Raw genomic sequence first — 20,050 nt, 5'->3', positions numbered from 1 at the left:
AAATGTTTGAATTAATATCAATTAATTGAAAAAGTAAACTGCGATAAATTAGAATTATTAAAGCCTTTCTAATTTTTGCATTTGTATTGAGTCTTCTCTAGCTAATAATTCCAGACAACCAATTCAAGCTGTTTCGTATTTGTAGATGGATCAATTTCCAAAATATAAGCTTGATCTTCACGCCAATCGCCAAGAACAATTCGTTGTTTAGCTTGTACATGATGAATTGAAGGGCGATGAGTATGCCCATGAATCAGTATATCTGCATCTCCTAAAGCAGAAATAACAGCTTGTTCATTCACATCCATAATTTCATAGCTTTTTTGCTGTTTATCAGCAGAGCTTCTTTTACGAAAACCATTCACCAGTTTGGTACGAAAGCTGAGAGGTGTCCGGCGTAAAAGAGCAACTAAGAGCGGATTTCGAATAATCTTCTTAAATCTTTGATAAGAAATATCATCTGTACATAGCGCATCACCGTGTTCTAAACGGTACTGATGTCCAGCAATATTGAGATAATAAATGTCAGGTAGTAATACACCGTTAAATTTATTAAGGAAAACCTGATTTAAGGCAAAATCACGGTTGCCAACTTGAAAGTAAACCCGATTTCCTTTTTGGTTAAAGTCTTTTAATGCTTCAACAATTTCATCGAGCCATGGTGCTGAGTAATCATCGCCAATCCAAGCGTTAAACCAGTCACCTAAAATATAAAGCTGTGTTTGTTTATTTTGATAATGCACCAATAAATCTAAAAACCCTCGAACAAGTCGAGGGTGTTCAGGTGACAAGTGTAGATCTGAAATAAACAGATAAGTCACAGCTTATTCCTAAAATTATTCAGAAATAATTTTAGCAGATTCGATAACAACGTTTTCTAAAGGAACGTCAGCGTGGTAACCACGGTTGCCTGTGCGAACACCTTTGATCGCTTCAACAACGTCCATACCTTCAACAACTTTACCAAATACAGCATAACCCCAACCTTGAGCAGTTTTTGAGGTATGGTTTAAGAAAGAGTTATTTTTTACGTTAATGAAGAATTGTGCAGAAGCAGAGTGAGGTGCTTGAGTACGTGCCATAGCGATCGTACCAACATCATTGCTTAAACCGTTGTCCGCTTCGTTTTCGATAGAATCACGAGTTGCTTTTTCTTTGAAGTTTTCGTCCATCCCGCCACCTTGGATCATGAAACCATCAATGACACGGTGGAAAATAACGCCGTCATAAAAACCGTCACGTACATATTCTAAAAAGTTTGCTACTGTTTTTGGTGCTTTTTCAGTATTTAGTTCAAGAACAATACGACCTTTATTGGTGTTTAATTCGACTTGAGGAAAACTCATTACATTAATCTCCTAAACATGGGCTTATGACCATGGGTTTTTGGTTGAGAGAAGCATAAGCAAACTGTAAACTACAAGGCAAGTAAAAAACGTTAAAATCTTTGTGAAAAATGAAGATAGCGTTTAAATTTTTCGAAATTTATCTACAAAGAAGTGATTGATACACTATGAAGCCTAATGATGTTGTCTCGAACCTGCCAAATAACCCGACACCGAATACTCATGCCTCTGTCGATTCTGCGCAGCAAGAACAACAGGCTGGCTTAGATTTTGTTCGCCAAGTCATTACTGATGATTTAGCAACGGGTCGTGCAAAACAGATCGTAACGCGTTTTCCACCAGAACCAAATGGCTATTTACATATTGGCCATGTAAAAGCAATTTGCTTGAACTTTGGTGTGGCTGAAGAGTTTGATGGTTTGTGTAATTTGCGTTTTGACGATACAAATCCTGATGCTGAAGAACAAGAATATGTTGATGGTATTGCGAATGATGTGAAATGGCTTGGTTTTAACTGGAATGGTGAACCACGCTATGCATCAGGTTACTTTGATCAATTATATGCATGGGCAGTTCAATTGATTGAACAGGGCGATGCCTATGTAGATTTACAATCTCCAGAAGAAATTAAGTTAAACCGCGGTAGTTTTGTTGAACCGGGTAAAAACTCTCCATACCGTGATACCTCTATTGAAGAAAACCTTGCTCGCTTTGAAAAAATGCGTAATGGTGAGTTTAAAGAAGGTGAAGCAGTTTTACGTGCCAAGATTGATATGGCAAGTTCAAATGTACACATGCGTGATCCGATTTTATATCGTGTATTGCATTCAGAGCATCACCAAACTGGCGATAAATGGAAAATCTATCCAATGTATGACTACGCTCATCCATTGTCTGATGCCATTGAAGGGATTACTCATTCACTTTGTACATTGGAATTCCAAGATCACCGTCCGTTTTATGACTGGGTTGTAGAAAAAGTAAAATCTAAAGCAGTTCCGCATCAATATGAATCTTCACGTTTAAACGTTGATTACACCATCACCTCAAAACGTAAACTACGTAAATTGGTGGAAGGTGCCCATGTAAATGGTTGGGATGACCCTCGTATGCCAACCGTAGTAGGTATGCGCCGTCGTGGTTTTACTCCTGAAGGTTTACGTGATTTCTGTAAACGTGTAGGCGTGTCAAAAACTGATGGTATTGTAGATGTTGCAATGCTTGAGTTCTGTATTCGTCAATCTTTAGAAAATACTGCTGCGCGTGGTATGGCTGTTTTAAGTCCACTTAAAGTGACTTTAACTAACTTACCTGAAGATATGGATCTTACTCATGCTCGCCATCCTAATGTGGATATGGGTGATCGTGTGATTCCTTTAACTAAGGAAATCTATATTGACCGTAAAGATTTTGAAGAAGTACCACCAAAAGGCTTTAAACGATTAATTCCTGATGGTGAAGTACGTTTACGCCATGCTTATGTCATTAAATGTGATGAAGTAATTAAAGATGCAAACGGTGAGGTGATTGAGCTGAAGTGTTCAATCGATCCTGAAACTTTAGGCAAAAACCCTGAAGGTCGTAAAGTAAAAGGCGTGATTCACTGGGTGTCTGCAACTAAAGGTATTCCTGCTGAAGTACGTATTTATGATCGATTATTTACAGAAGCTGACCCAGAAACTGGTGATGATTTCTTAGCAAACTTAAATCCAGATTCTTTGAAAGTCGTTCAGGCAGTGATTGAACCTGCTTTAGCTCAAGCGAAGCCAGAAGATCGTTTCCAATTTGAGCGCGAAGGTTATTTCGTTGCTGATCAATACGATCACACTCCTGAAAAGCCTGTGTTTAACCGTGTTCTTGATTTAAAAGACAGCTTTAAGCCTGAGAAAAAGTAAGACGCAACATATTATGAGTAAATTTTAGCTAATAAAAAAGCCCAACTGTAAAGTTGGGCTTTTTTATTAGATGTCTTCTCATATTTTCTTTTTCTTTATGATTAACGTCCTTGGCAAAGTAGCTTAGGTTGGGTTAATCACATAAAAATAAAGAACTAATACGGTAAGAAGAATACATGCAAGCAATAAATAGGTATTTACCGTATTAAAGCTTTTAATAAATTTCCAGATGTCCATAGTAAATCAGCGTATATTTTATGTTACAAAATTAATAAATTTATAATACACGTAATTTAAAAGTAAATGTTCCCAAAGATAGATTAATAATCTATCTTTGGGTAAAAAATAAACATTCAGTTTATAAATATAATTTGATTAATATATTAAATTGTAGATTAACTTGTATTATTAACCACTATATCCAATGCGTTTTAGAAATTTTTGAATTACTTCAAATGCTGCATGTTCGAGTGCTTGAGCATGTTGTAAGTTTTCTTCTCGAAGTTTTGGAATTGAAATATTGGCATTGCGAAGTTCGCATGTATGGCCAATCAGCCATTTCTCAAAATTTTCTTCTATCGTTTCAATATGGAATTGCAATGCAAGAATATTATTCCCAACTTCGAATGCCTGATTGGTATAAATCTCTGAGCTAGCTAATAGCACAGCATTTTCAGGAAGATCGAAAGTATCGCCATGCCAATGTAGAACATGTACATTATTAAGCAAAGGAGATAACACCTGATTGGCACGTAGGCTTAAACTCAGCGGTCCCCAACCAATTTCTTTTTGATGTCCTGCATATACTTTTGCGCCAAGTGCATGAGCAATAAGCTGCGCACCTAAACAAATACCAAGTGTAGGTTTATCTGCTGCCAAGCGTTGTTTGAGTAAAGCGATTTCATCTTTTAAAAACGGATAATCTTCGGTTTCATAAACCCCGATTGGTCCACCTAAAATAATAGTTAATCCATCGTGTGCAAAAGCAGCAGTTAAATCATCAACACCAGCTTCAAAATAACGGACGCGAAATCCAAGTTGATAAAAGACATCTTCTAATGAACCTAGGTCTTCGAAAGCAAGATGCTGGATGGCATAAATAGTTTTAGGGAAGGCGTTTGTTGTGTTCATACAAATGATTCATAGAAGATCAATAGGTGGAGTATAGCGATAAATATAAAGAAGAAAATATCTGTATAAATCGTCAATACCTGAAAATTGATATTTTTCGTTAAGAGAATATTGTTATGCAAAGGATTATCTATTTTTCAATAAATCTCTTTGTATATTCCATTGCTTAAAATAATAGCTTTTGAGTTTGTTCGAAGCCTATATCTGGAAGTTGATGTGCGTCTTTTAAATTAACTCCTGAAAAGCCAAGCTGTTTTGATTTTTTCATTAATGCCACTAAACGCTGTACTGCAACTGGAATACTTAAACCTGCTGAGCGAACATTAGAAATACAGTTACGTTTGGCATCGAAGCATCCCGAATATGCATTCCATGTGTAGTAAATTCCCATACTTTCAATGGAGCTTAAATCAGGGCGTTCACCAATAAGTATTACTAACATGGATTCTTTAAAGATTTCAGTGGTTGGCGAAATAACTGAAGCTGTTTCTGGTTGATTCATACAATACTCCTGCGAGTGTTTGTATGAATTAATGCAAAAGCAATGCCTAAATGAACAGTTTAAAAGAATTGATGATGGTTTTTTATGCCAAATGATAAAACGTCAGCTTAACAATCGTAAGTAAAGAAGCCAGCAATCTAAATTACTGGCTTCTCATATAATTAATGACCTTACTTCTTTCTAATGTTGATAATTTGGTATCAACTTGGTGCGAAACTTAGAAGAAGCCCATTGGTTTAGTTGAATAACTCACTAACAAGTTTTTGGTTTGTTGGTAGTGATCAAGCATCATCTTATGGTTTTCACGGCCAATACCTGACTTCTTATAACCACCAAATGCAGCATGTGCAGGGTAGATGTTATAACAGTTTGTCCAAACACGACCCGCTTCAATAGCACGACCAGCACGATAGGAAATGTGAGCTGAACGTGACCATACACCTGCACCTAAACCATACATGGTGTCATTGGCAATTTTGATTGCATCGTCAAAGTCTTTAAACGTTGTCACAGCAAGTACAGGTCCAAAAATTTCTTCTTGGAAAACTTGCATGCTGTTATGACCTTTAAAAATAGTCGGATCAACATAGTAACCATCACCTACTTCTTTACGGCCACTACCACCTAGTAAGAGCTCTGCGCCTTCTTCACGACCCGTGTTAATACAACGTAAAATTTTCTCTTGTTGTTGTAGAGATGCTTGAGCACCAATCATGGTTTCAGTATCAAGTGGATGACCAGTCTTAATACGTTTTACACGTTCGACAGCCATTTCCAAGAACTGATCGGCAATACTTTCTTGTACTAAAGCACGAGAAGGGCAAGTACATACTTCACCTTGGTTTAAGGCGAACATGGCAAAACCTTCAAGCGTTTTTTCCAAGAAGTCATCTTCTTTATCTAAGATATCTTCAAAGAAAAGGTTTGGTGACTTACCGCCAAGTTCTAACGTTACTGGAATAATATTTTCGGTCGCATATTGCATCACCATTTGTCCAGTTTGAGTTGACCCTGTAAATGCAATTTTGGCAATACGTGGATTTGTCGCTAACGGACGGCCGACTTCTGCACCGAAACCATTGACAATATTAAGGACACCCGGCGGTAAAATGTCTTGGATGAGTTCAGCAACCAGCAAAATACCCACTGGAGTTTGTTCAGCTGGTTTAATTACCACACAGTTACCCGCTGCTAATGCAGGTGCAAGTTTCCATGCTGCCATTAAAATTGGGAAGTTCCATGGAATGATTTGACCAACTACACCGAGTGGTTCGTGGAAATGATAGGCAATGGTATCTTCATCAATTTCAGAGATGCCACCTTCTTGGGCACGAATACATCCTGCGAAATAACGGAAATGGTCAATCGCAAGTGGAAGGTCAGCTGCTAAAGTTTCACGGACTGCTTTACCGTTATCCCAAGTTTCTGCAACAGCAAGCATTTCAAGATTTGCTTCTAAACGATCAGCAATTTTTAAAAGTATATTTGAGCGTACCGTTGGAGAGGCTTTATTCCATGTTGCTTTCGCTTTGTGTGCTGCATCTAGAGCGAGCTCAATATCTTCGGCACTAGAGCGTGGAATACGTGTAAAAGCTTTTCCGTCAACAGGAGATACATTATCAAAATATGCACCCTTTATAGGTGCTACCCATTCACCGCCAATAAAATTTTCGTATTGTGATTTGAATTGAACTTTTGAGCCTGGTTGATTTGGATCGATATAGCGCATATAAATATTCCTTTGCTTTTTAGGACTAAAGACTAACAAGAACCCTGTCAGTAGGTACTTTCGTACTTTGTATAATTAGGATATAAAGAAGAAGGTTGGAGAAAGGTTGGAATAGAAATGTGGATATATAAGGAATTTACAAATGTTCACAAAAAAGGATTTATTGCAGCAACGGACGTTGATTGATCAACTGCGCACGCAAAATAGTCTCTCTCCTCAAAACGCTGCCAAACTCGGTCAAAGTATTGCAAGCTCATGGGAACGATCAGCTTCTGCTGCGATTCCTAAAGAGCGTTTTGCTGCTCCATTAGTCGAGAAAAAAACTGCTTCACAAAATGCTTTAGATCTGGCTTTAAGCCAATGTGCCGACGACTTGCGTCATATTGCAGAGCAATCTTCAATGGTGATTGCTGTCGGTGATATCGGTAGTACCATTATTTGGACGGCGCCAAGTGCTCAAATGCAAAGTGCTGCTGAGCGTGTGCATTTTGTACAAGGTGGACAGTGGCGTGAAGAATTTGTAGGCACTAATGCTTTGGCTTTATCTTTAAAAACTCAACAATCAAGCTGTGTTTTTTCAAATGAACATTATATGGAATCGATTCATGATTGGGTGTGTTATGCCGCGCCGATTATCGATCCATACTCGAAACAAACTCTGGGTGTCGTTGATTTGTCGACGACTTGGAAGAATCATAATAGTTTAGGAATATTGGCTGCTGAACGTTGTGCATCTATTCTTCAATCTGCTTTGCTAGAGCAGCAGCGTCAACAGTTACATATTCGTGCATTTTCGACACCGCAAGTTAAATTTAACGGCAAAAGCTTGTTATTAACGCCGCGTCAAATTGAAATTTTAACTATATTGGCGTTATGTCCACATGGTTTAACTTTAGAGCATCTTTATCAGGCCCTCTATGGCGAACGTAAAGTCAGCATGGGTACACTTAAAGCTGAAATGTCTCAACTACGAGATATTTTGGGAGGCTTACTTGGTTCTCGTCCATATCGTCTGCTTGTGCATGTTGAAGCCGATTTTTTACAAGCTGAACAGGCACTGGATGCAGGATATGCGGCTTCTGCTTTGCAGCTTTACACAGGCGTATTTCTGGCAAAAACTGAAAGTCCATTTTTATGTGCATGGCGTGACTGCCTTGAGTCACGCTTGAGCGATGCAATTTTTAAAACCCAAGAAACAGATTTATTACTTAAGCATCTCGCCCATTTCCCTGAAGCAATCGATGCGGTAGAACGCCTTATGGAGCTATTACCGAGTGAGCATCCTGCGCATCAATTGCTGGTGAAATACCTTGATTCACCTAAACTCAGTTAAGTGATTTTTTGATCCAGCCATTGGAACAATTGTTGATAGACTTGTTCTCGTACTGGCTGGGCCGAAAGGACTAAGTCGTGCAATCCATTTTGAACAGGGACAATAGAGACATCGCCTTTGATTTTTTTACCAAATTTCGCAATGTCTTTAACGTCTAAAATCACATCGCTTTGAGTCGCATCTGTTCCCCATTTTTTAGGGTTTTTAGTTTGATGTGAATGCATAATGAGTGCGGGAATATTCAGTTTAACGCCGTGGTGGATTTCTTTTTGTGCCGTATGAATTGCATGTAGAAAGCTGAGTTGAACAGTAGGTGCAGAGGTAGGTTTCCAGTCCAGATTAAAGTCCCATTCACCCTTAAGCTGTTTGTGAAGGCTGGTGGTGTACCATTTGTTAAGTTTGCTTGGAAATTTAACTTTAGGTAGATATTTTCCTACTCGACTGAGCACTGGAATACCGAATTTCTTTTCGACTAAGCTTAAATTAAAGTCGTAAAACGGGCTGTTTGCCCAAAGTGCTTTAATTAAAGGATGGTTTGGGTTATGGGCAGCATAAAGTGTTGCTGTCAAACCGCCAGTAGAATGTCCTGCAAGTAAAACTTGTGTATGTTTTTCTTTGCCAATAATCTCTAATGCTTGTGTAATTTCGGCATCATATTCATTTAAATCAAGCACATTATAAAAAATTTGATGAGGCAGCTTTGAGCGACCATATTTTCTTAAGTCGAGTGCGTAGAAGTCATAACCATGTGCATTGAATTGCTCAGCCATTTCGGTTTGAAAGAAATAATCTAAAAAACCATGAATATACAGCACGGCCTTTTGAGTCGATTGAGCGGCCTTTTTACGCACTAAGGTAGCTACAACTTTTCCTTCGTAATCATTAGGAAAGTTGAGTGTTACCTGTTCGTAGCCAGTACCTAAAATATCTGGAACATAAGTTTGATTAGCTGAAGATGTATTCATTTTTATCGAGCTATTGTCATTAAGTCATGCAGAGTATCCTTCAATGAAATGGGCGAATTGTCAATCAGGTTTAGAGAAGGTTGGAATAGAGGTACTAAAAAAAGGGAATACCGCTGGAGCTAAGTATTCCCAAAAAAGTAAGTCAACGGTCGGAGGGATTTGACTTACTAGAGGGATATGCCATTACATCAGTATTAAAGTGCTGCTTTAAAAATCTCCACAACTTGTGCATGGTTTGCTTTACGAGGGTTGGTGAGCATACATGCGTCTTTTTGAGCGTTATCGGCCATGACAGCAAGGTCTTCAGTTTTCACCCCAAGCTCTGTTAAACCAGATGGGATACCAATCGATGAAGACAGTTTGCGAATGGCATTAATTGCAGCATACGCAGCTTCTGTTAGAGTCAGCCCTTGAGTATTTACACCCATTAACTCAGCGATTTTTGCATAACGATCTGGGCAAGCAATTAAGTTAAATTCACATACGTGTGGTAACAAAATTGCGTTACACACGCCGTGAGGTAAGTTGTAAAAACCACCTAACTGGTGCGCCATTGCGTGAACATAACCTAAAGATGCATTGTTAAATGCCATACCAGCCAAGTATTGTGCATAGCTCATTGCATCACGCGCTTCGATGTTTTCACCATTGGCAACTGCAGGTTGGAGCCACTGGCTAATCATCGTGATGGCTTTTTCTGCACAGGCATCGGTAATAGGATTTGCCGCCGTAGAAACATATGCTTCAACTGCATGGGTTAGCGCATCCATACCTGTTGCAGCGGTTAAACCTGCCGGTTTTGCGATCATGAGTTTCGGGTCATCAATCGCAATGAGTGGGGTACAGCGCCAGTCCACAATAGCCATTTTCACGTGAGTGTCTGTATTGGTAATAATACAAAAACGAGTCATTTCAGATGCAGTACCAGCCGTTGTATTCACTGCAATCAATGGCGTCATCGGGACTTTACTTTTATCGATGCCTTCGTAGTCACGAATATGACCACCACCTGCAGTAACTAAGCCAATCCCTTTTGCACAGTCATGAGATGAACCGCCACCTAGAGAGATAATAAAGTCACAGCCATTTTCGTTATAGGCATTCACACCGTTGTGAACATTAATATCGGTTGGGTTAGGTTCTGCACCCGGGAAAATATGGCTCGCGACGCCTGCTTCAGTTAAATAGTTCGCGATAAGATCTGCAACGCCAAATTTAAATAAGCCTTCATCGGTCACAATTAATGCTTTTTTTGCGCCGAGGTTTTGTGCCTTTGTACCAATTTCTTTGGCACATCCTGGTCCAAAGAGTGATACACATGGAATATAAAAACCGTTTGTTTGATCTGCAATATTTTTAAAAGCCATGGAGTGATTCCTTTTCCATAAATCCATTGTTTGTTATTACAGGTGAGCCTCACCATGGCCTTAGTATTGTGATGTGAAGATTATTTTCCTACCTACCAAAAACCTACCAAATATTATTTGTTTATTAATTATTGATTTATAGATGCTTTTTAGAAAGTTTGGCACATTCATTTAATTTTTTCGGGAAAATCGTTAAGCTATGGGCTGTTGAAGATGTACATATGAGATTATGAAACAGGAAACTGCGCTTAAACTGCTTAAAGCAGGTGAAAATGTCTTTTTAACCGGTTCGGCTGGTGCAGGGAAAACCTATACACTTAATCAGTACATCCAATACCTAAAAGCACGTAAAGTGCCTGTGGCGATTACGGCATCTACAGGTATTGCTGCAACGCATATGAACGGTATGACTATTCATACGTGGGCTGGTATCGGCATTAAAGATCAGTTAACCGATGATGATCTAAAACGCATGAAAGAGCGTAAATACCTCAAGGAACACCTTGAAAATGCGCAAGTTCTTGTGATTGATGAAATCTCGATGCTCCATGCGAAGCAGCTTAATTTGGTCAACCAAGTTCTAAAATATTTTAAAGAAAGCGATGAAGCTTTTGGTGGCATTCAAGTCATCGTGGCTGGAGATTTCTTCCAATTGCCACCTGTTGGCCGTAATGGTGAAGCCAATCGAGACAAGTTCTGTTTTATGTCGGATGCATGGGTCGAAGCTAAATTTCGCGTATGTTATTTAACAGAACAGCACCGTCAAGACGATGAAATTTTAAACCAGATTTTAAATGCTATTCGCGCGCAAAATATTCAAGCAGATCATTTACAAGCACTACGTCAATCACGTTCACACGATATTGGTGAGACCTTTACGCGTCTTTACACGCACAATATGGATGTCGACAATATCAATTATCAGCACCTAAATGAAATTGATAATGAAGGGCACCAATTCAATGCTGTTTTAGATGGTAATGAAAAACTATTAGAAACTTTAAAATCTTCTGTTCGTGCGCCAGAAGAGTTAACCCTTAAAAAGCATGCCAAAGTCATGTTTGTAAAAAACAACTTTGATATGGGTTATATCAACGGAAGTTTAGGTGAAGTCATCGGCTTTGAAGAAGATGACGAAAATGGCTTACTACCAAAGGTAAAACTTACTGATGGCACAACATTATTGGTTGCTCCTGAAACATGGTCAGTTGAAAATGAAGCAGGTAAGGTCATTGCAAGTTTTCAGCAGATTCCACTTCGCTTAGCATGGGCGATTACCATTCATAAAAGCCAAGGTATGACGTTAGAAGCGGCTGAAATTAACCTCATGAATACCTTTGAGAAAGGTCAGGGTTATGTTGCACTTTCGCGCTTAAAATCTTTAACGGGGTTAAAGCTATTAGGTATTAATGAGCAAGCTTTAGAATTAGACAGTTTAGCTGTCAAAGCCGATCGCCGTTTCCAAGAGCTGTCTAAAGAAGCGGAAGATAACTTTGCAGATGTAGATTTAACTGCTCAGCACAAAGCCTTTATACGTCACTGTGGTGGCACCTTGAATGAAACTGAGATTTCTCGTAATGAGAAAAAACTCGCAAAAGGTGGCAAGCAAAATTACGCTACGGCAACGCTAGACGAGACACGTGTCTTGTTTGAAGAAGGCTATGAAATTGAAGATATCGCGCATGAACGTGGACTAACCCCAGCGACGATTATTAATCACTTGGCTCGACTTCATAAAGAGCAAAAGCTAGATATTTCGGTTGCCCATCCGGGTGAAGAAGTGGTCGAAGAAATTCGTAAAATTTATAAGAAGCTTAAAAAACGCCAAAATCCAGATCATTTTTCTGATGATGGTTCGATCAAACTAAGACCAATTGTTGAGGCAACCAGCCCTCGGATGGGATATGATCAAGTTCGATTAGCTTTATTATTTATTGAGTAAAGTTTAATTAGCTTAATGACTTATTATATAAATTGAGGTGGCTATGCCGCACGTTGTAGTTGATTATTCAAAAAATTTAACTGGATTAAACGCAAAACAATTACTTGAAGAAATTAATACCACGCTTATTGAGACAGAGCTATTCAGCCCAGAAGATATTAAAAGCCGTGCGCGTAAAGATGATGTTTTCCTCATTGGCTTAGGGGCTGATCAAGCCTATATTCATGTAAAAGCCTACATTTTGTCAGGAAGAACAGCCGAACAAAAACAACTTATGGGTGAGCAGTTATTAGCGGTACTCAGCAACAAAAAATATCTACAACCAGATTTTAATAAAGAAATTCAATTGTGCGTTGAGCTTATCGATATGCCAAGAGAAGATTATTTTAAGCAAGTTGTATAACACTAAAAAAGCGCAATTTCGATCAAGAATAGAGATGAGCACTATGTAAAAGTAGTGCTATCGAATGAACAGACATAAATGTATGGCTGTATATATACAAAAGCTGCAACTGGTTTGCGATTATATTCAAAGACATTTAGATGAAGATTTAGATGTTGATCGATTGAGCCAGATTGCGGCCTTATCCAAGTTTCATTTTCATCGAATTTTTGCCATTCATATTGGCCTAAATGTGATGAAGTTTATTCAACTTTCTCGTTTAAAGCGGGCCTCTTTTCAACTGGCATTTGAACCTGATCTCAAAATTATTGAGATTGCATTGCAAGCAGGGTTTGATAGTCCAGAGGCTTTTACTCGTGCATTTAAGCGTTCATTTGATCAAACTCCTCGGGCTTTTAGAGAGAAACCAGACTGGGAATCTTGGCACCAGAAGTTTGTTTTTACGATTCCAAAAAGTGAGTTAAAAATGAATGTAAATATTGTTGAGCGGCCTGCTGAAAAGATTGCCTATCTGTCGCATTTAGGCAGTCCAGATAAAGTCTTTGAAACGGCTGCACGTTTTATTGCTTGGCGTAAAGAAACGGCTTTATCACCTGTGACTAAATCTAGAACTTATGGTATTCCGTTTGCTGACCCTGAACAGACCCCATCTGACGAGTTTAGATTTGATATTGCGGGTTCAATTGAAAAGGCTGTACCTGAAAATACTTACGGCGTACAAACAGGAGAAATTCCTGCAGGTCGTTATGCAACCGTAAGGCATGTTGGTAGTCATGACCAGATTAAAGATAGTGTGTATTACATCTTTAGAAACTGGTTACCTGAGCACTCAGAAGAAGCTGGGGATTATCCTGTTTTTTTTCACTATCACAATTTTGTACATGAGGTGAAAGAGTCCGAGCTTATTACAGATATCTACTTACTTTTAAAGTAATTGCAAGTGATACAGGCCTAACTTAGGTTATGCCTGTAGGTTTAGAAGTTTGATATCAGCATATTGCTCAATTAAGTTGGCATCTAACATATGGATATAATCCATAAAGAGGGTACTAAAACTTCCCATAGTTTGTGCTTGATTTGCTGCCAGTTTACCTGCAATAGCGAAGTGAACATGAGCTGAAAGTGCGGCAATGCTTGGGGTCGTCACAGCGCTATATGCTGCAATTAATGCACCCAAAGCGCAGCCAGTTGCAGTAATTTTGGGTTGTAATGGACTTCCACCATTTACTTGGATAACGATGTCTAATTCTTTAGATAAAATGTAATCTGACTCGCCTGAAATAGCGATACAGTTCGCATGTGTTAATAGTGAAAAAGCTTGTTGATAAGCTTGGTCACTGCTTAAAGTGCTGTCTACACCTTTTGATTGAACCTGATTGCCTGCAAGCGTACTGATTTCTGAGGCATTACCACGTATAACGCTTGGCTTGAACTGTAAAAGCTCGTCTGTCATTTGACTGCGCCAAGCTAATATTGGCCCATAGCCCACCGGATCGAGTACCCACGGAATTTCATTAAGCTGTGCGGTCTTGGCAGAGATTTGCATAGCTTGCATTTGCTCTGAAGTCGGTGTGCCTAAATTAATGCTTAAAGCCGCTGAAATTTTGGTAAAGCTTTCTGCTTCATAAGGATTATCAATCATGGCAGGTGAAGCACCAGAAGCAAGCAACACATTGGCTGTATAGTTCGCTGCAACGCTATTGGTAATACATTGCACAAGAGGCGTTTTTGCCTGCATGTTTTGCCAAGCTTCAATTACTTGCTCAATTAAAGTCGATGCTGATGTCATATTATTATCCTTATCAAGCCAAAGTGATTAAAGATTTAGTGGGTGAAATAGTGATCTTGATGCTTACATTTTTGGCAAATCAAAGAAACATAATCGGCCGCATCATAATCAACAGTTAAATCATTTGAACCACAATGCATACAACGTTTAACCGAATAAAAGTTTAAACGCGGTTCAATTTTACGCCATGCTTTCCAGACAGGTTGTACGAATATCTGTTCATCGTAGCCTAAGAAGCGGTTAAGCAAAATATAGCTCATTTTACTGTAAGGAATATTGTGAGGACGAGGCAGCATTGAGGTTTCCCACTTTTCGGCTAAGGCTCTCTCACGATATTGTTCTAAGGTTTTCTTTAATAAATTGGTATTAATAAATTTTTCATTGCGCGGCTGTAGAGCCTTTTGTTTATAAAGATATTCGAGCGCCGTTTGAATCAAATAGTAAATTTGTCCAATCGCTAATGAATCCATTAAACGGTAGCAAAAAGTTTGGAAATGAGTACTTCCTGCAATTTGAACGCCCCATGTTCTACAATAGAACTGCATAAACTGGATAATTTCTTGATAGAGCACCTGAAATAGCACATCTTTCACTTCATCGGCACTGCGAAATGGTATACCGAGACTTAAGTTTTCATAAAACCAATGGCGTAGTTGCTGGGCAACACTAAATAAACTTGGGTCGCTATAACCATCTAGTCGAATATTTAGATAAAAGCATTGAGGTTCATCCGCTTGGTCTTGAGCGTTTAAAATTCCATCTTTATGAAGTTGTTTAATTAGATAGTTTTGAAACATCCAGTTCGGAGTAATGTGATGGGATTTAATCCGGTCCCAGTGAATGTATTCATCATGTGCAATATCATCACGGGCATAGTCATCAAGTACACTAAGTAAAAATAATTTATATAAAAAACTCAGTTGTTCCAGACTTCGCTGTGGTTGATCTTTTGACTTAAATTGGCGTTGTTCTTGTAAGCGTGTTTGCTGTAAAAGCTTTTTACGTTGTTTAGTACAAGTTTCACAGTGGCACGTCATTTTTTCATCTTTAAATATGCGGTGCTGACAATGACTGCATTCATGAAATTGAATGTCTTGTTCAAATTGCTCGGCATCTACCCAGTACATCGAAGCTTGGCAGAGAGGACAATGGCTACTTTCATCTAGCTGTTTTTGTAGAATTTGTAAGGCCATTTTGCTCCGAACATAAAATAAAAAATGAAAGGGCTATTATACACAGCAACGCTATCGATGGCTGAGATTGTCTTTTTGTTTGTTGCTAAAATAGAAAGACCTAAAATCTACGTTTAGATTTTAGGTCTTCATCATAATTCGAAGTTTAATTAAACAGGGCACGGCAAGCTCTCATCATGTTGACTAAGTTTTTTAGCATTGATAAGTGCCTGTACTTTTTTACTTGGTAATTTAACTTTACCTAAAGCGTCATAAGTATTGACGATTGTAGTTACCTCTTGAGCTGTCATTGAAACGCCCTCGGCAGATAGAAAAACTGCAATCACGTGGTGGTCAAGTCCTGCTGCGTCTAAATCATGAATCGCTTTAATATTTTCTAAGCGATGAAAATGTGCTTTTAATTCCATGTTAATACCTCTTGTCTCATTGAAATATTCATATTGGTCTATGAGAGAAGGCAAGAACCATGCCCAAAATGTAAGCTGACTCTAAAAAATGTTAAAAGCTGAAGTTGTTTTATTTTTATTGTATAGATTGATTATATAAGCAGCGATTATCGTAAATTTGGTCTAATCTGTGCTAATAAAAGACGATTCTAATTTGAAATGTATAAATGAAGTCCCATTAATTTTATAAAGGTAAGTAAACACAGTATGTATGATTGAATATGGTCAACTCATAACAATTTGTACTACGGTTTCCGAAAAGTATATAAGGAATAAAGATGAATATTGCGGCACAGCCTCCAGTTCAGGCAGATCAAACAGTTTATTTAAAAGATTATCAAAAACCTTCGTTCTTGGTTGAATCCATTAATCTTGATATTCAAGTTTATGACGATAAAACAATTGTTGATTCAACATTGGTGATGAAGCGCCAAACTGCTGGAGATCTGGTGTTATTGGGCCGTGATCTTGAGTTGCAATCTATTCAGCTCAATGGTCAAGTTCTCACTCCTGCACAATATTCACTCGATAGTGAGCAACTGGTGATCACTGATGCACCAGATGAAGTCATTTTACAAACACAGGTCATTATTCATCCTGAAACCAATACTCAGCTTGAAGGTTTATATAAAGCAGATGAATTATTTGTTACGCAAAATGAGCCTGAAGGTTTCCGCAAAATTACATTCTATCCAGACCGTCCGGACGTACTTTCTGTCTTTACAACACGTGTAGAAGCAGATAAAAAATATCCGGTATTACTTGCCAATGGTAACTTGCTTGAAACTGGTGAAGTAGGTGAAAACCGTCATTTTGCAATCTGGCAAGACCCGACTAAAAAGCCAAGCTATTTATTTGCTTGTGTTATTGGTGATTTAGCTGTACTTAAAGATCGTTATACGACTTCTGAAGGGCGTGATGTTGCTTTAGAAATCTATGCAATCGAGAAAGACATTCCAAAATGCCATATCGCGATGGAAGCATTAAAGCATTCTATGCGTTGGGATGAAGAACACTATGGCCGCGCATATGACCTCGACAACTATATGATTGTTGCGGTGAGCCAGTTCAACATGGGTGCAATGGAAAATAAAGGTTTAAATATCTTTAATACTTCATGCGTGCTGGCCGATGAAGAATACACCACGGACGCTGCAATTATGCGTGTGCAGTCTGTGATTGCCCATGAATATTTCCATAACTGGACAGGAAACCGTATTACTTGCCGTGACTGGTTCCAGCTATGCTTAAAAGAAGGTTTAACGGTATTCCGTGATCAGTCTTTCTCTGAAGATTTACAATCTGCTGCGGTTCAACGTATTGATGATGTCGCTGTACTTAAATCACATCAGTTCCCTGAAGATGCAGGTCCATTGTCGCATCCACCACGTCCGGACCATTTTGTCGAAATTAATAACTTCTATACAGCGACAGTCTATGAAAAAGGTGCGGAAATTAACCGCATGATGTCGACTTTGTTGGGTAAAGAAAAATACCGTAAGGGTACGGATGAATATTTCCGCCGTCATGATGGCCAAGCCGTGACTGTAGAAGATTGGGTTGCTGCATTATCAGCGGGTTCAGGTGTCGATTTATCTGCATTCTTAACTTGGTACAACCAACCGGGTACACCAAAGCTTGAAGCAAAAGGTGAATATGATGCTGCAGCACAAACTTACTGTTTAAGCTTTAAACAAAGCCTAAAAACACACCCTAAATATCCAAATTTAAAAGCTGTTCCGATTCCTGTAGCTTTAGCCCTATTTAATGCGAAAACAGGTGAGCAATATACATTGCACAGTGACAGTCTATTCGTAAATGATGTTAAAGATGGCGTGTACTTGTTTGACCAAGATGAGACAACTATTGAATTTACAGGGGTGACTGAGCAACCCGTAGTGTCGTTACTGCGTAATTTCTCTGCTCCGGTAAATCTTGTATTTGATTATAGTGATGAAGAATTAGCATTCTTAATTCAGCACGAAACAAATGGTTTTAACCAGTGGCAAGCAACACAAACTTTGCTTGAACGTATTTTGTTAGAAGACCATTCTGCAGATGCGTACATTCAAGCTATTCAAAGTACGTTGCCTGAGTTAGTGGGTCGTGACCCGCTTTTAGCTTCGCGCTTATTTGATGTACCAAGTGAAGGTTATTTAGGTAGCCGTATCGATCAAGACTATGCACCTGCTGATATTCATGTCAAACGTGAAGCCTTACTTAATCGTTTGGCACAAGAATTAGGTTCATTCTGGAAAGATACTTACCTAACCCTTGACCCAGACCTGCAAAAAGAATTTTCTTTAGCGATGGGTGTACGTGCGTTAAAGAATATCATGCTCATGATGATGGCTCGTCAGGGCGATCAAACTGCATTTGAATTAGCACATGTGCAGTACCAAAACACGGGTAATATGTCTGAACGTTTAGGGGCACTACGTGTATTGGTCTGGCAAAATGCACCTCAAGCTCAAGAAGTACTTGCTGATTTCTATGACCGTTTTAAAGACGAGGCTTTGTCCTTAGATCAGTGGTTTATGATTCAAGCTGCGAATCCAAATGCGACCGTAGAAACAATTGAGTACTTAACTCAACATCCTGACTATGATTTAACAACGCCAAACCGTATTCGTGCTGTAAGCGGTGGCCTATCAAATAACCCTGAAAATACATGGGGTTTTGGTGTAGCTCACTTTATTAATCTTGCACAATATCTAGACGAGAAAAATCCAATTTTAGGTTCGCGTCTATTACAGGTATTGTCACGTTGGTATACGCTTGCAGAGCCTCAGCGCACTCAAGTTCAGCAGGCTTTACAAGCATTACAGCCTAAAGTGAAGTCGAAAAACGTTTCTGAAACTTTAAATAGTATGCTGAGTGTTTAATTAGTTTGAAATAAAATAAATAAAGGTCTCATATGAGGCCTTTATTTTATCTCTATAGAAAGATAGTTTTCAGAAATTCTTTCTATAGTGATTTTGCTGTAGATAGATTGCTTAATATTTTGCTGATGGCTTTAATCATGATTGTTAATGATCTATTTAAAATATACCTTTAAATAAATCTAAAAAGAAAAGTAAACATAAATAAATGTGCTAAATAATCCTTTCTTATGGATTAATTTAATAAAATCCATTGACATATTTATTTAAATTTTTTCTAATAAATTTTATTGTAATTTAATTAATATATTTAAAATCAATAACTTAATTTTTGTAATGTTAATGGATTGTTATTGGTGGTTAATTTGGGTAAGTATATTTTATTATTTGAAATTTCCAATAAAAATGCTGTCAAACATTTTAATTTTTTTTATGTATTATGCCAAAAATAGGGTAAAAAATATAAGCTCTAAAAGAGCAGTCAAATTAAAATGATTGTAATGTTAAGGGTTAATTTTTTTACATCTATTAATTTCAACAATTTAATGTAAAAAGGTTTTAGACCATGAAAAAGACTTTTTATTATTTATCAGCAATTGCTGTAGGATTATTTTCTCTCAATACAGCAAATGCCGCTACAGCAACAGGTACATTGACTGTTAGAGCGACAGTAACCAATAGCTGTGTTCTAAATACCTCAGCCACAGGCACAACTTCAAATGCAGTCTTAGACTTTGGAACATTAAGTTCACTTGCGAGCAATGTAGACGCAGATACCACAACCACAGGTGGTACTCCAATCAGAGTACTTTGTAACAACACTGTGCCGTGGACTTTATCATTTGATGGTGGTCAGAATGTTTTATCAACCCAACGTCGCATGATTGGTGGAGCAACCACTACAGAATATATTCCTTATAACCTTTTCTCGGACACGGGACGGGCAACAGCAATTGGTATTGCCACAACTGCCTACAGCGGAACCGGTACGGGTAATGTTCAAACTGTAAATGTGTATGGTCGTATTCCTGCCGGGACGACTTTACCAAGTGCTGGTAGTTATTTAGATACAGTAACAGTGACCGTAACTTATTAATTTTTATAAATAAGAAATACTGTTAGCCCTT

General features: G+C 38.3%; 16 protein-coding genes and 1 pseudogene. 7 read left to right on the top strand and 10 right to left on the bottom strand.

Annotation, left to right across the window (positions count from 1 at the left end; translation table 11 throughout):
- Nucleotides 1-101: 101 nt before the first annotated feature.
- Nucleotides 102-821 carry a UDP-2,3-diacylglucosamine diphosphatase gene (locus tag KTI78_RS04850; RefSeq protein WP_262445369.1) on the bottom strand — a complete coding sequence of 240 codons (720 nt, stop codon included), beginning with the start codon at nt 819-821 and terminating at the stop codon, nt 102-104.
- A 15-nt stretch (nt 822-836) separates the two neighbouring features.
- Nucleotides 837-1,346, bottom strand: coding sequence for a peptidylprolyl isomerase (locus KTI78_RS04845; protein ID WP_002122280.1), 510 nt, complete (start codon nt 1,344-1,346; stop codon nt 837-839).
- Nucleotides 1,347-1,513: 167 nt separating this feature from the next.
- Between KTI78_RS04845 and KTI78_RS04840 the strand changes: the two genes are divergently transcribed.
- On the top strand, nt 1,514-3,241 hold the full coding sequence (locus tag KTI78_RS04840; protein ID WP_239969179.1) for a glutamine--tRNA ligase/YqeY domain fusion protein: 1,728 nt from the start codon (nt 1,514-1,516) through the stop codon (nt 3,239-3,241).
- 408 nt (nt 3,242-3,649) lie between these two features.
- Here the strand turns inward: KTI78_RS04840 and KTI78_RS04835 are convergent, their stop codons facing one another.
- The 3 genes and pseudogenes from KTI78_RS04835 to KTI78_RS04825 all read right to left on the bottom strand — a co-directional run bounded on the left by KTI78_RS04835 (nt 3,650) and on the right by KTI78_RS04825 (nt 6,603).
- Entirely contained in the window at nt 3,650-4,372 is a 723-nt protein-coding gene (locus KTI78_RS04835; RefSeq protein ID WP_262445367.1) for a glutamine amidotransferase, read from the bottom strand.
- Between the two features lie 166 nt (nt 4,373-4,538).
- Nucleotides 4,539-4,832 (bottom strand): annotated as a pseudogene (locus KTI78_RS04830) (ethanolamine ammonia-lyase light chain EutC); the annotation flags it as partial.
- A gap of 259 nt (nt 4,833-5,091) precedes the next feature.
- Nucleotides 5,092-6,603 carry an aldehyde dehydrogenase family protein gene (locus KTI78_RS04825; RefSeq protein WP_081173373.1) on the bottom strand — a complete coding sequence of 504 codons (1,512 nt, stop codon included), beginning with the start codon at nt 6,601-6,603 and terminating at the stop codon, nt 5,092-5,094.
- Between the two features lie 142 nt (nt 6,604-6,745).
- Between KTI78_RS04825 and KTI78_RS04820 the strand changes: the two genes are divergently transcribed.
- The gene (locus KTI78_RS04820) at nt 6,746-7,936 is read left to right on the top strand and encodes a helix-turn-helix domain-containing protein (protein ID WP_262445366.1); all 1,191 of its coding nucleotides are present in this window, start codon (nt 6,746-6,748) and stop codon (nt 7,934-7,936) included.
- Here the strand turns inward: KTI78_RS04820 and KTI78_RS04815 are convergent.
- On the bottom strand, nt 7,933-8,901 hold the full coding sequence (locus tag KTI78_RS04815; RefSeq protein WP_262445365.1) for an alpha/beta hydrolase: 969 nt from the start codon (nt 8,899-8,901) through the stop codon (nt 7,933-7,935). The genes KTI78_RS04820 and KTI78_RS04815 overlap by 4 nt on opposite strands.
- Before the next feature lie 194 nt (nt 8,902-9,095).
- Nucleotides 9,096-10,268: an iron-containing alcohol dehydrogenase gene (locus KTI78_RS04810; protein ID WP_262445364.1), complete on the bottom strand. Its 1,173-nt coding sequence runs from the start codon at nt 10,266-10,268 to the stop codon at nt 9,096-9,098.
- A 229-nt stretch (nt 10,269-10,497) separates the two neighbouring features.
- Here KTI78_RS04810 and KTI78_RS04805 point away from each other — a divergent pair, with 229 nt between their 5' ends.
- The 3 genes from KTI78_RS04805 to KTI78_RS04795 all read left to right on the top strand — a co-directional run bounded on the left by KTI78_RS04805 (nt 10,498) and on the right by KTI78_RS04795 (nt 13,547).
- Complete coding sequence (locus tag KTI78_RS04805) at nt 10,498-12,210, top strand: AAA family ATPase (RefSeq protein WP_016140621.1); 1,713 nt, start codon at nt 10,498-10,500, stop codon at nt 12,208-12,210.
- Nucleotides 12,211-12,253: 43 nt separating this feature from the next.
- Nucleotides 12,254-12,613 (top strand): 5-carboxymethyl-2-hydroxymuconate Delta-isomerase, encoded by a 360-nt coding sequence (locus tag KTI78_RS04800; protein WP_262445363.1) that lies wholly within the window; start codon nt 12,254-12,256, stop codon nt 12,611-12,613.
- 82 nt (nt 12,614-12,695) lie between these two features.
- A complete protein-coding gene (locus KTI78_RS04795) occupies nt 12,696-13,547 on the top strand; it encodes a GyrI-like domain-containing protein (RefSeq protein WP_262445446.1) in 852 nt (283 codons plus the stop codon).
- A gap of 27 nt (nt 13,548-13,574) precedes the next feature.
- On the opposite strand, the gene thiM is transcribed toward KTI78_RS04795, so the two are convergent.
- The 3 genes from thiM to KTI78_RS04780 all read right to left on the bottom strand — a co-directional run bounded on the left by thiM (nt 13,575) and on the right by KTI78_RS04780 (nt 16,002).
- Nucleotides 13,575-14,402: a hydroxyethylthiazole kinase gene (thiM, locus tag KTI78_RS04790; protein WP_262445362.1), complete on the bottom strand. Its 828-nt coding sequence runs from the start codon at nt 14,400-14,402 to the stop codon at nt 13,575-13,577.
- 35 nt (nt 14,403-14,437) lie between these two features.
- A complete protein-coding gene (locus tag KTI78_RS04785; RefSeq protein WP_262445361.1) occupies nt 14,438-15,595 on the bottom strand; it encodes a hypothetical protein in 1,158 nt (385 codons plus the stop codon).
- Between the two features lie 149 nt (nt 15,596-15,744).
- Nucleotides 15,745-16,002, bottom strand: a complete 258-nt coding sequence (locus tag KTI78_RS04780) for a hypothetical protein (protein ID WP_239969194.1) — start codon at nt 16,000-16,002, stop codon at nt 15,745-15,747.
- A gap of 317 nt (nt 16,003-16,319) precedes the next feature.
- Between KTI78_RS04780 and pepN the strand changes: the two genes are divergently transcribed.
- Together pepN and KTI78_RS04770 are read left to right on the top strand one after the other, a co-directional pair.
- The gene (gene pepN, locus KTI78_RS04775) at nt 16,320-18,926 is read left to right on the top strand and encodes an aminopeptidase N (RefSeq protein ID WP_262445360.1); all 2,607 of its coding nucleotides are present in this window, start codon (nt 16,320-16,322) and stop codon (nt 18,924-18,926) included.
- A 562-nt stretch (nt 18,927-19,488) separates the two neighbouring features.
- Nucleotides 19,489-20,019: a spore coat U domain-containing protein gene (locus tag KTI78_RS04770; RefSeq protein ID WP_016140628.1), complete on the top strand. Its 531-nt coding sequence runs from the start codon at nt 19,489-19,491 to the stop codon at nt 20,017-20,019.
- Nucleotides 20,020-20,050: the final 31 nt, after the last annotated feature.

Origin of the sequence: Acinetobacter sp. WU_MDCI_Abxe161, from assembly GCF_025514355.1 — a bacterium.
In the GTDB taxonomy this organism is placed as follows: Bacteria; Pseudomonadota; Gammaproteobacteria; order Pseudomonadales; family Moraxellaceae; genus Acinetobacter; species Acinetobacter pittii_E.
The sequence above is the reverse complement of the archived record's forward strand: the minus strand, read 5'-3'. Positions and strand labels throughout refer to the sequence as shown.

Excerpts from the sequence above, each read along its gene's own strand:
- KTI78_RS04815 (WP_262445365.1), bottom strand. The coding sequence starts at position 8,901 with ATGAATACATCTTCAGCTAATCAAACTTATGTTCCAGATATTTTAGGT.
- KTI78_RS04820 (WP_262445366.1), top strand. The coding sequence starts at position 6,746 with ATGTTCACAAAAAAGGATTTATTGCAGCAACGGACGTTGATTGATCAA.
- KTI78_RS04805 (WP_016140621.1), top strand. The coding sequence starts at position 10,498 with ATGAAACAGGAAACTGCGCTTAAACTGCTTAAAGCAGGTGAAAATGTC.
- pepN (WP_262445360.1), top strand. The coding sequence starts at position 16,320 with ATGAATATTGCGGCACAGCCTCCAGTTCAGGCAGATCAAACAGTTTAT.
- KTI78_RS04835 (WP_262445367.1), bottom strand. The coding sequence starts at position 4,372 with ATGAACACAACAAACGCCTTCCCTAAAACTATTTATGCCATCCAGCAT.
- KTI78_RS04780 (WP_239969194.1), bottom strand. The coding sequence starts at position 16,002 with ATGGAATTAAAAGCACATTTTCATCGCTTAGAAAATATTAAAGCGATT.
- thiM (WP_262445362.1), bottom strand. The coding sequence starts at position 14,402 with ATGACATCAGCATCGACTTTAATTGAGCAAGTAATTGAAGCTTGGCAA.
- KTI78_RS04795 (WP_262445446.1), top strand. The coding sequence starts at position 12,696 with ATGGCTGTATATATACAAAAGCTGCAACTGGTTTGCGATTATATTCAA.
- KTI78_RS04785 (WP_262445361.1), bottom strand. The coding sequence starts at position 15,595 with ATGGCCTTACAAATTCTACAAAAACAGCTAGATGAAAGTAGCCATTGT.
- KTI78_RS04810 (WP_262445364.1), bottom strand. The coding sequence starts at position 10,268 with ATGGCTTTTAAAAATATTGCAGATCAAACAAACGGTTTTTATATTCCA.
- KTI78_RS04825 (WP_081173373.1), bottom strand. The coding sequence starts at position 6,603 with ATGCGCTATATCGATCCAAATCAACCAGGCTCAAAAGTTCAATTCAAA.
- KTI78_RS04770 (WP_016140628.1), top strand. The coding sequence starts at position 19,489 with ATGAAAAAGACTTTTTATTATTTATCAGCAATTGCTGTAGGATTATTT.
- KTI78_RS04800 (WP_262445363.1), top strand. The coding sequence starts at position 12,254 with ATGCCGCACGTTGTAGTTGATTATTCAAAAAATTTAACTGGATTAAAC.
- KTI78_RS04840 (WP_239969179.1), top strand. The coding sequence starts at position 1,514 with ATGAAGCCTAATGATGTTGTCTCGAACCTGCCAAATAACCCGACACCG.
- KTI78_RS04845 (WP_002122280.1), bottom strand. The coding sequence starts at position 1,346 with ATGAGTTTTCCTCAAGTCGAATTAAACACCAATAAAGGTCGTATTGTT.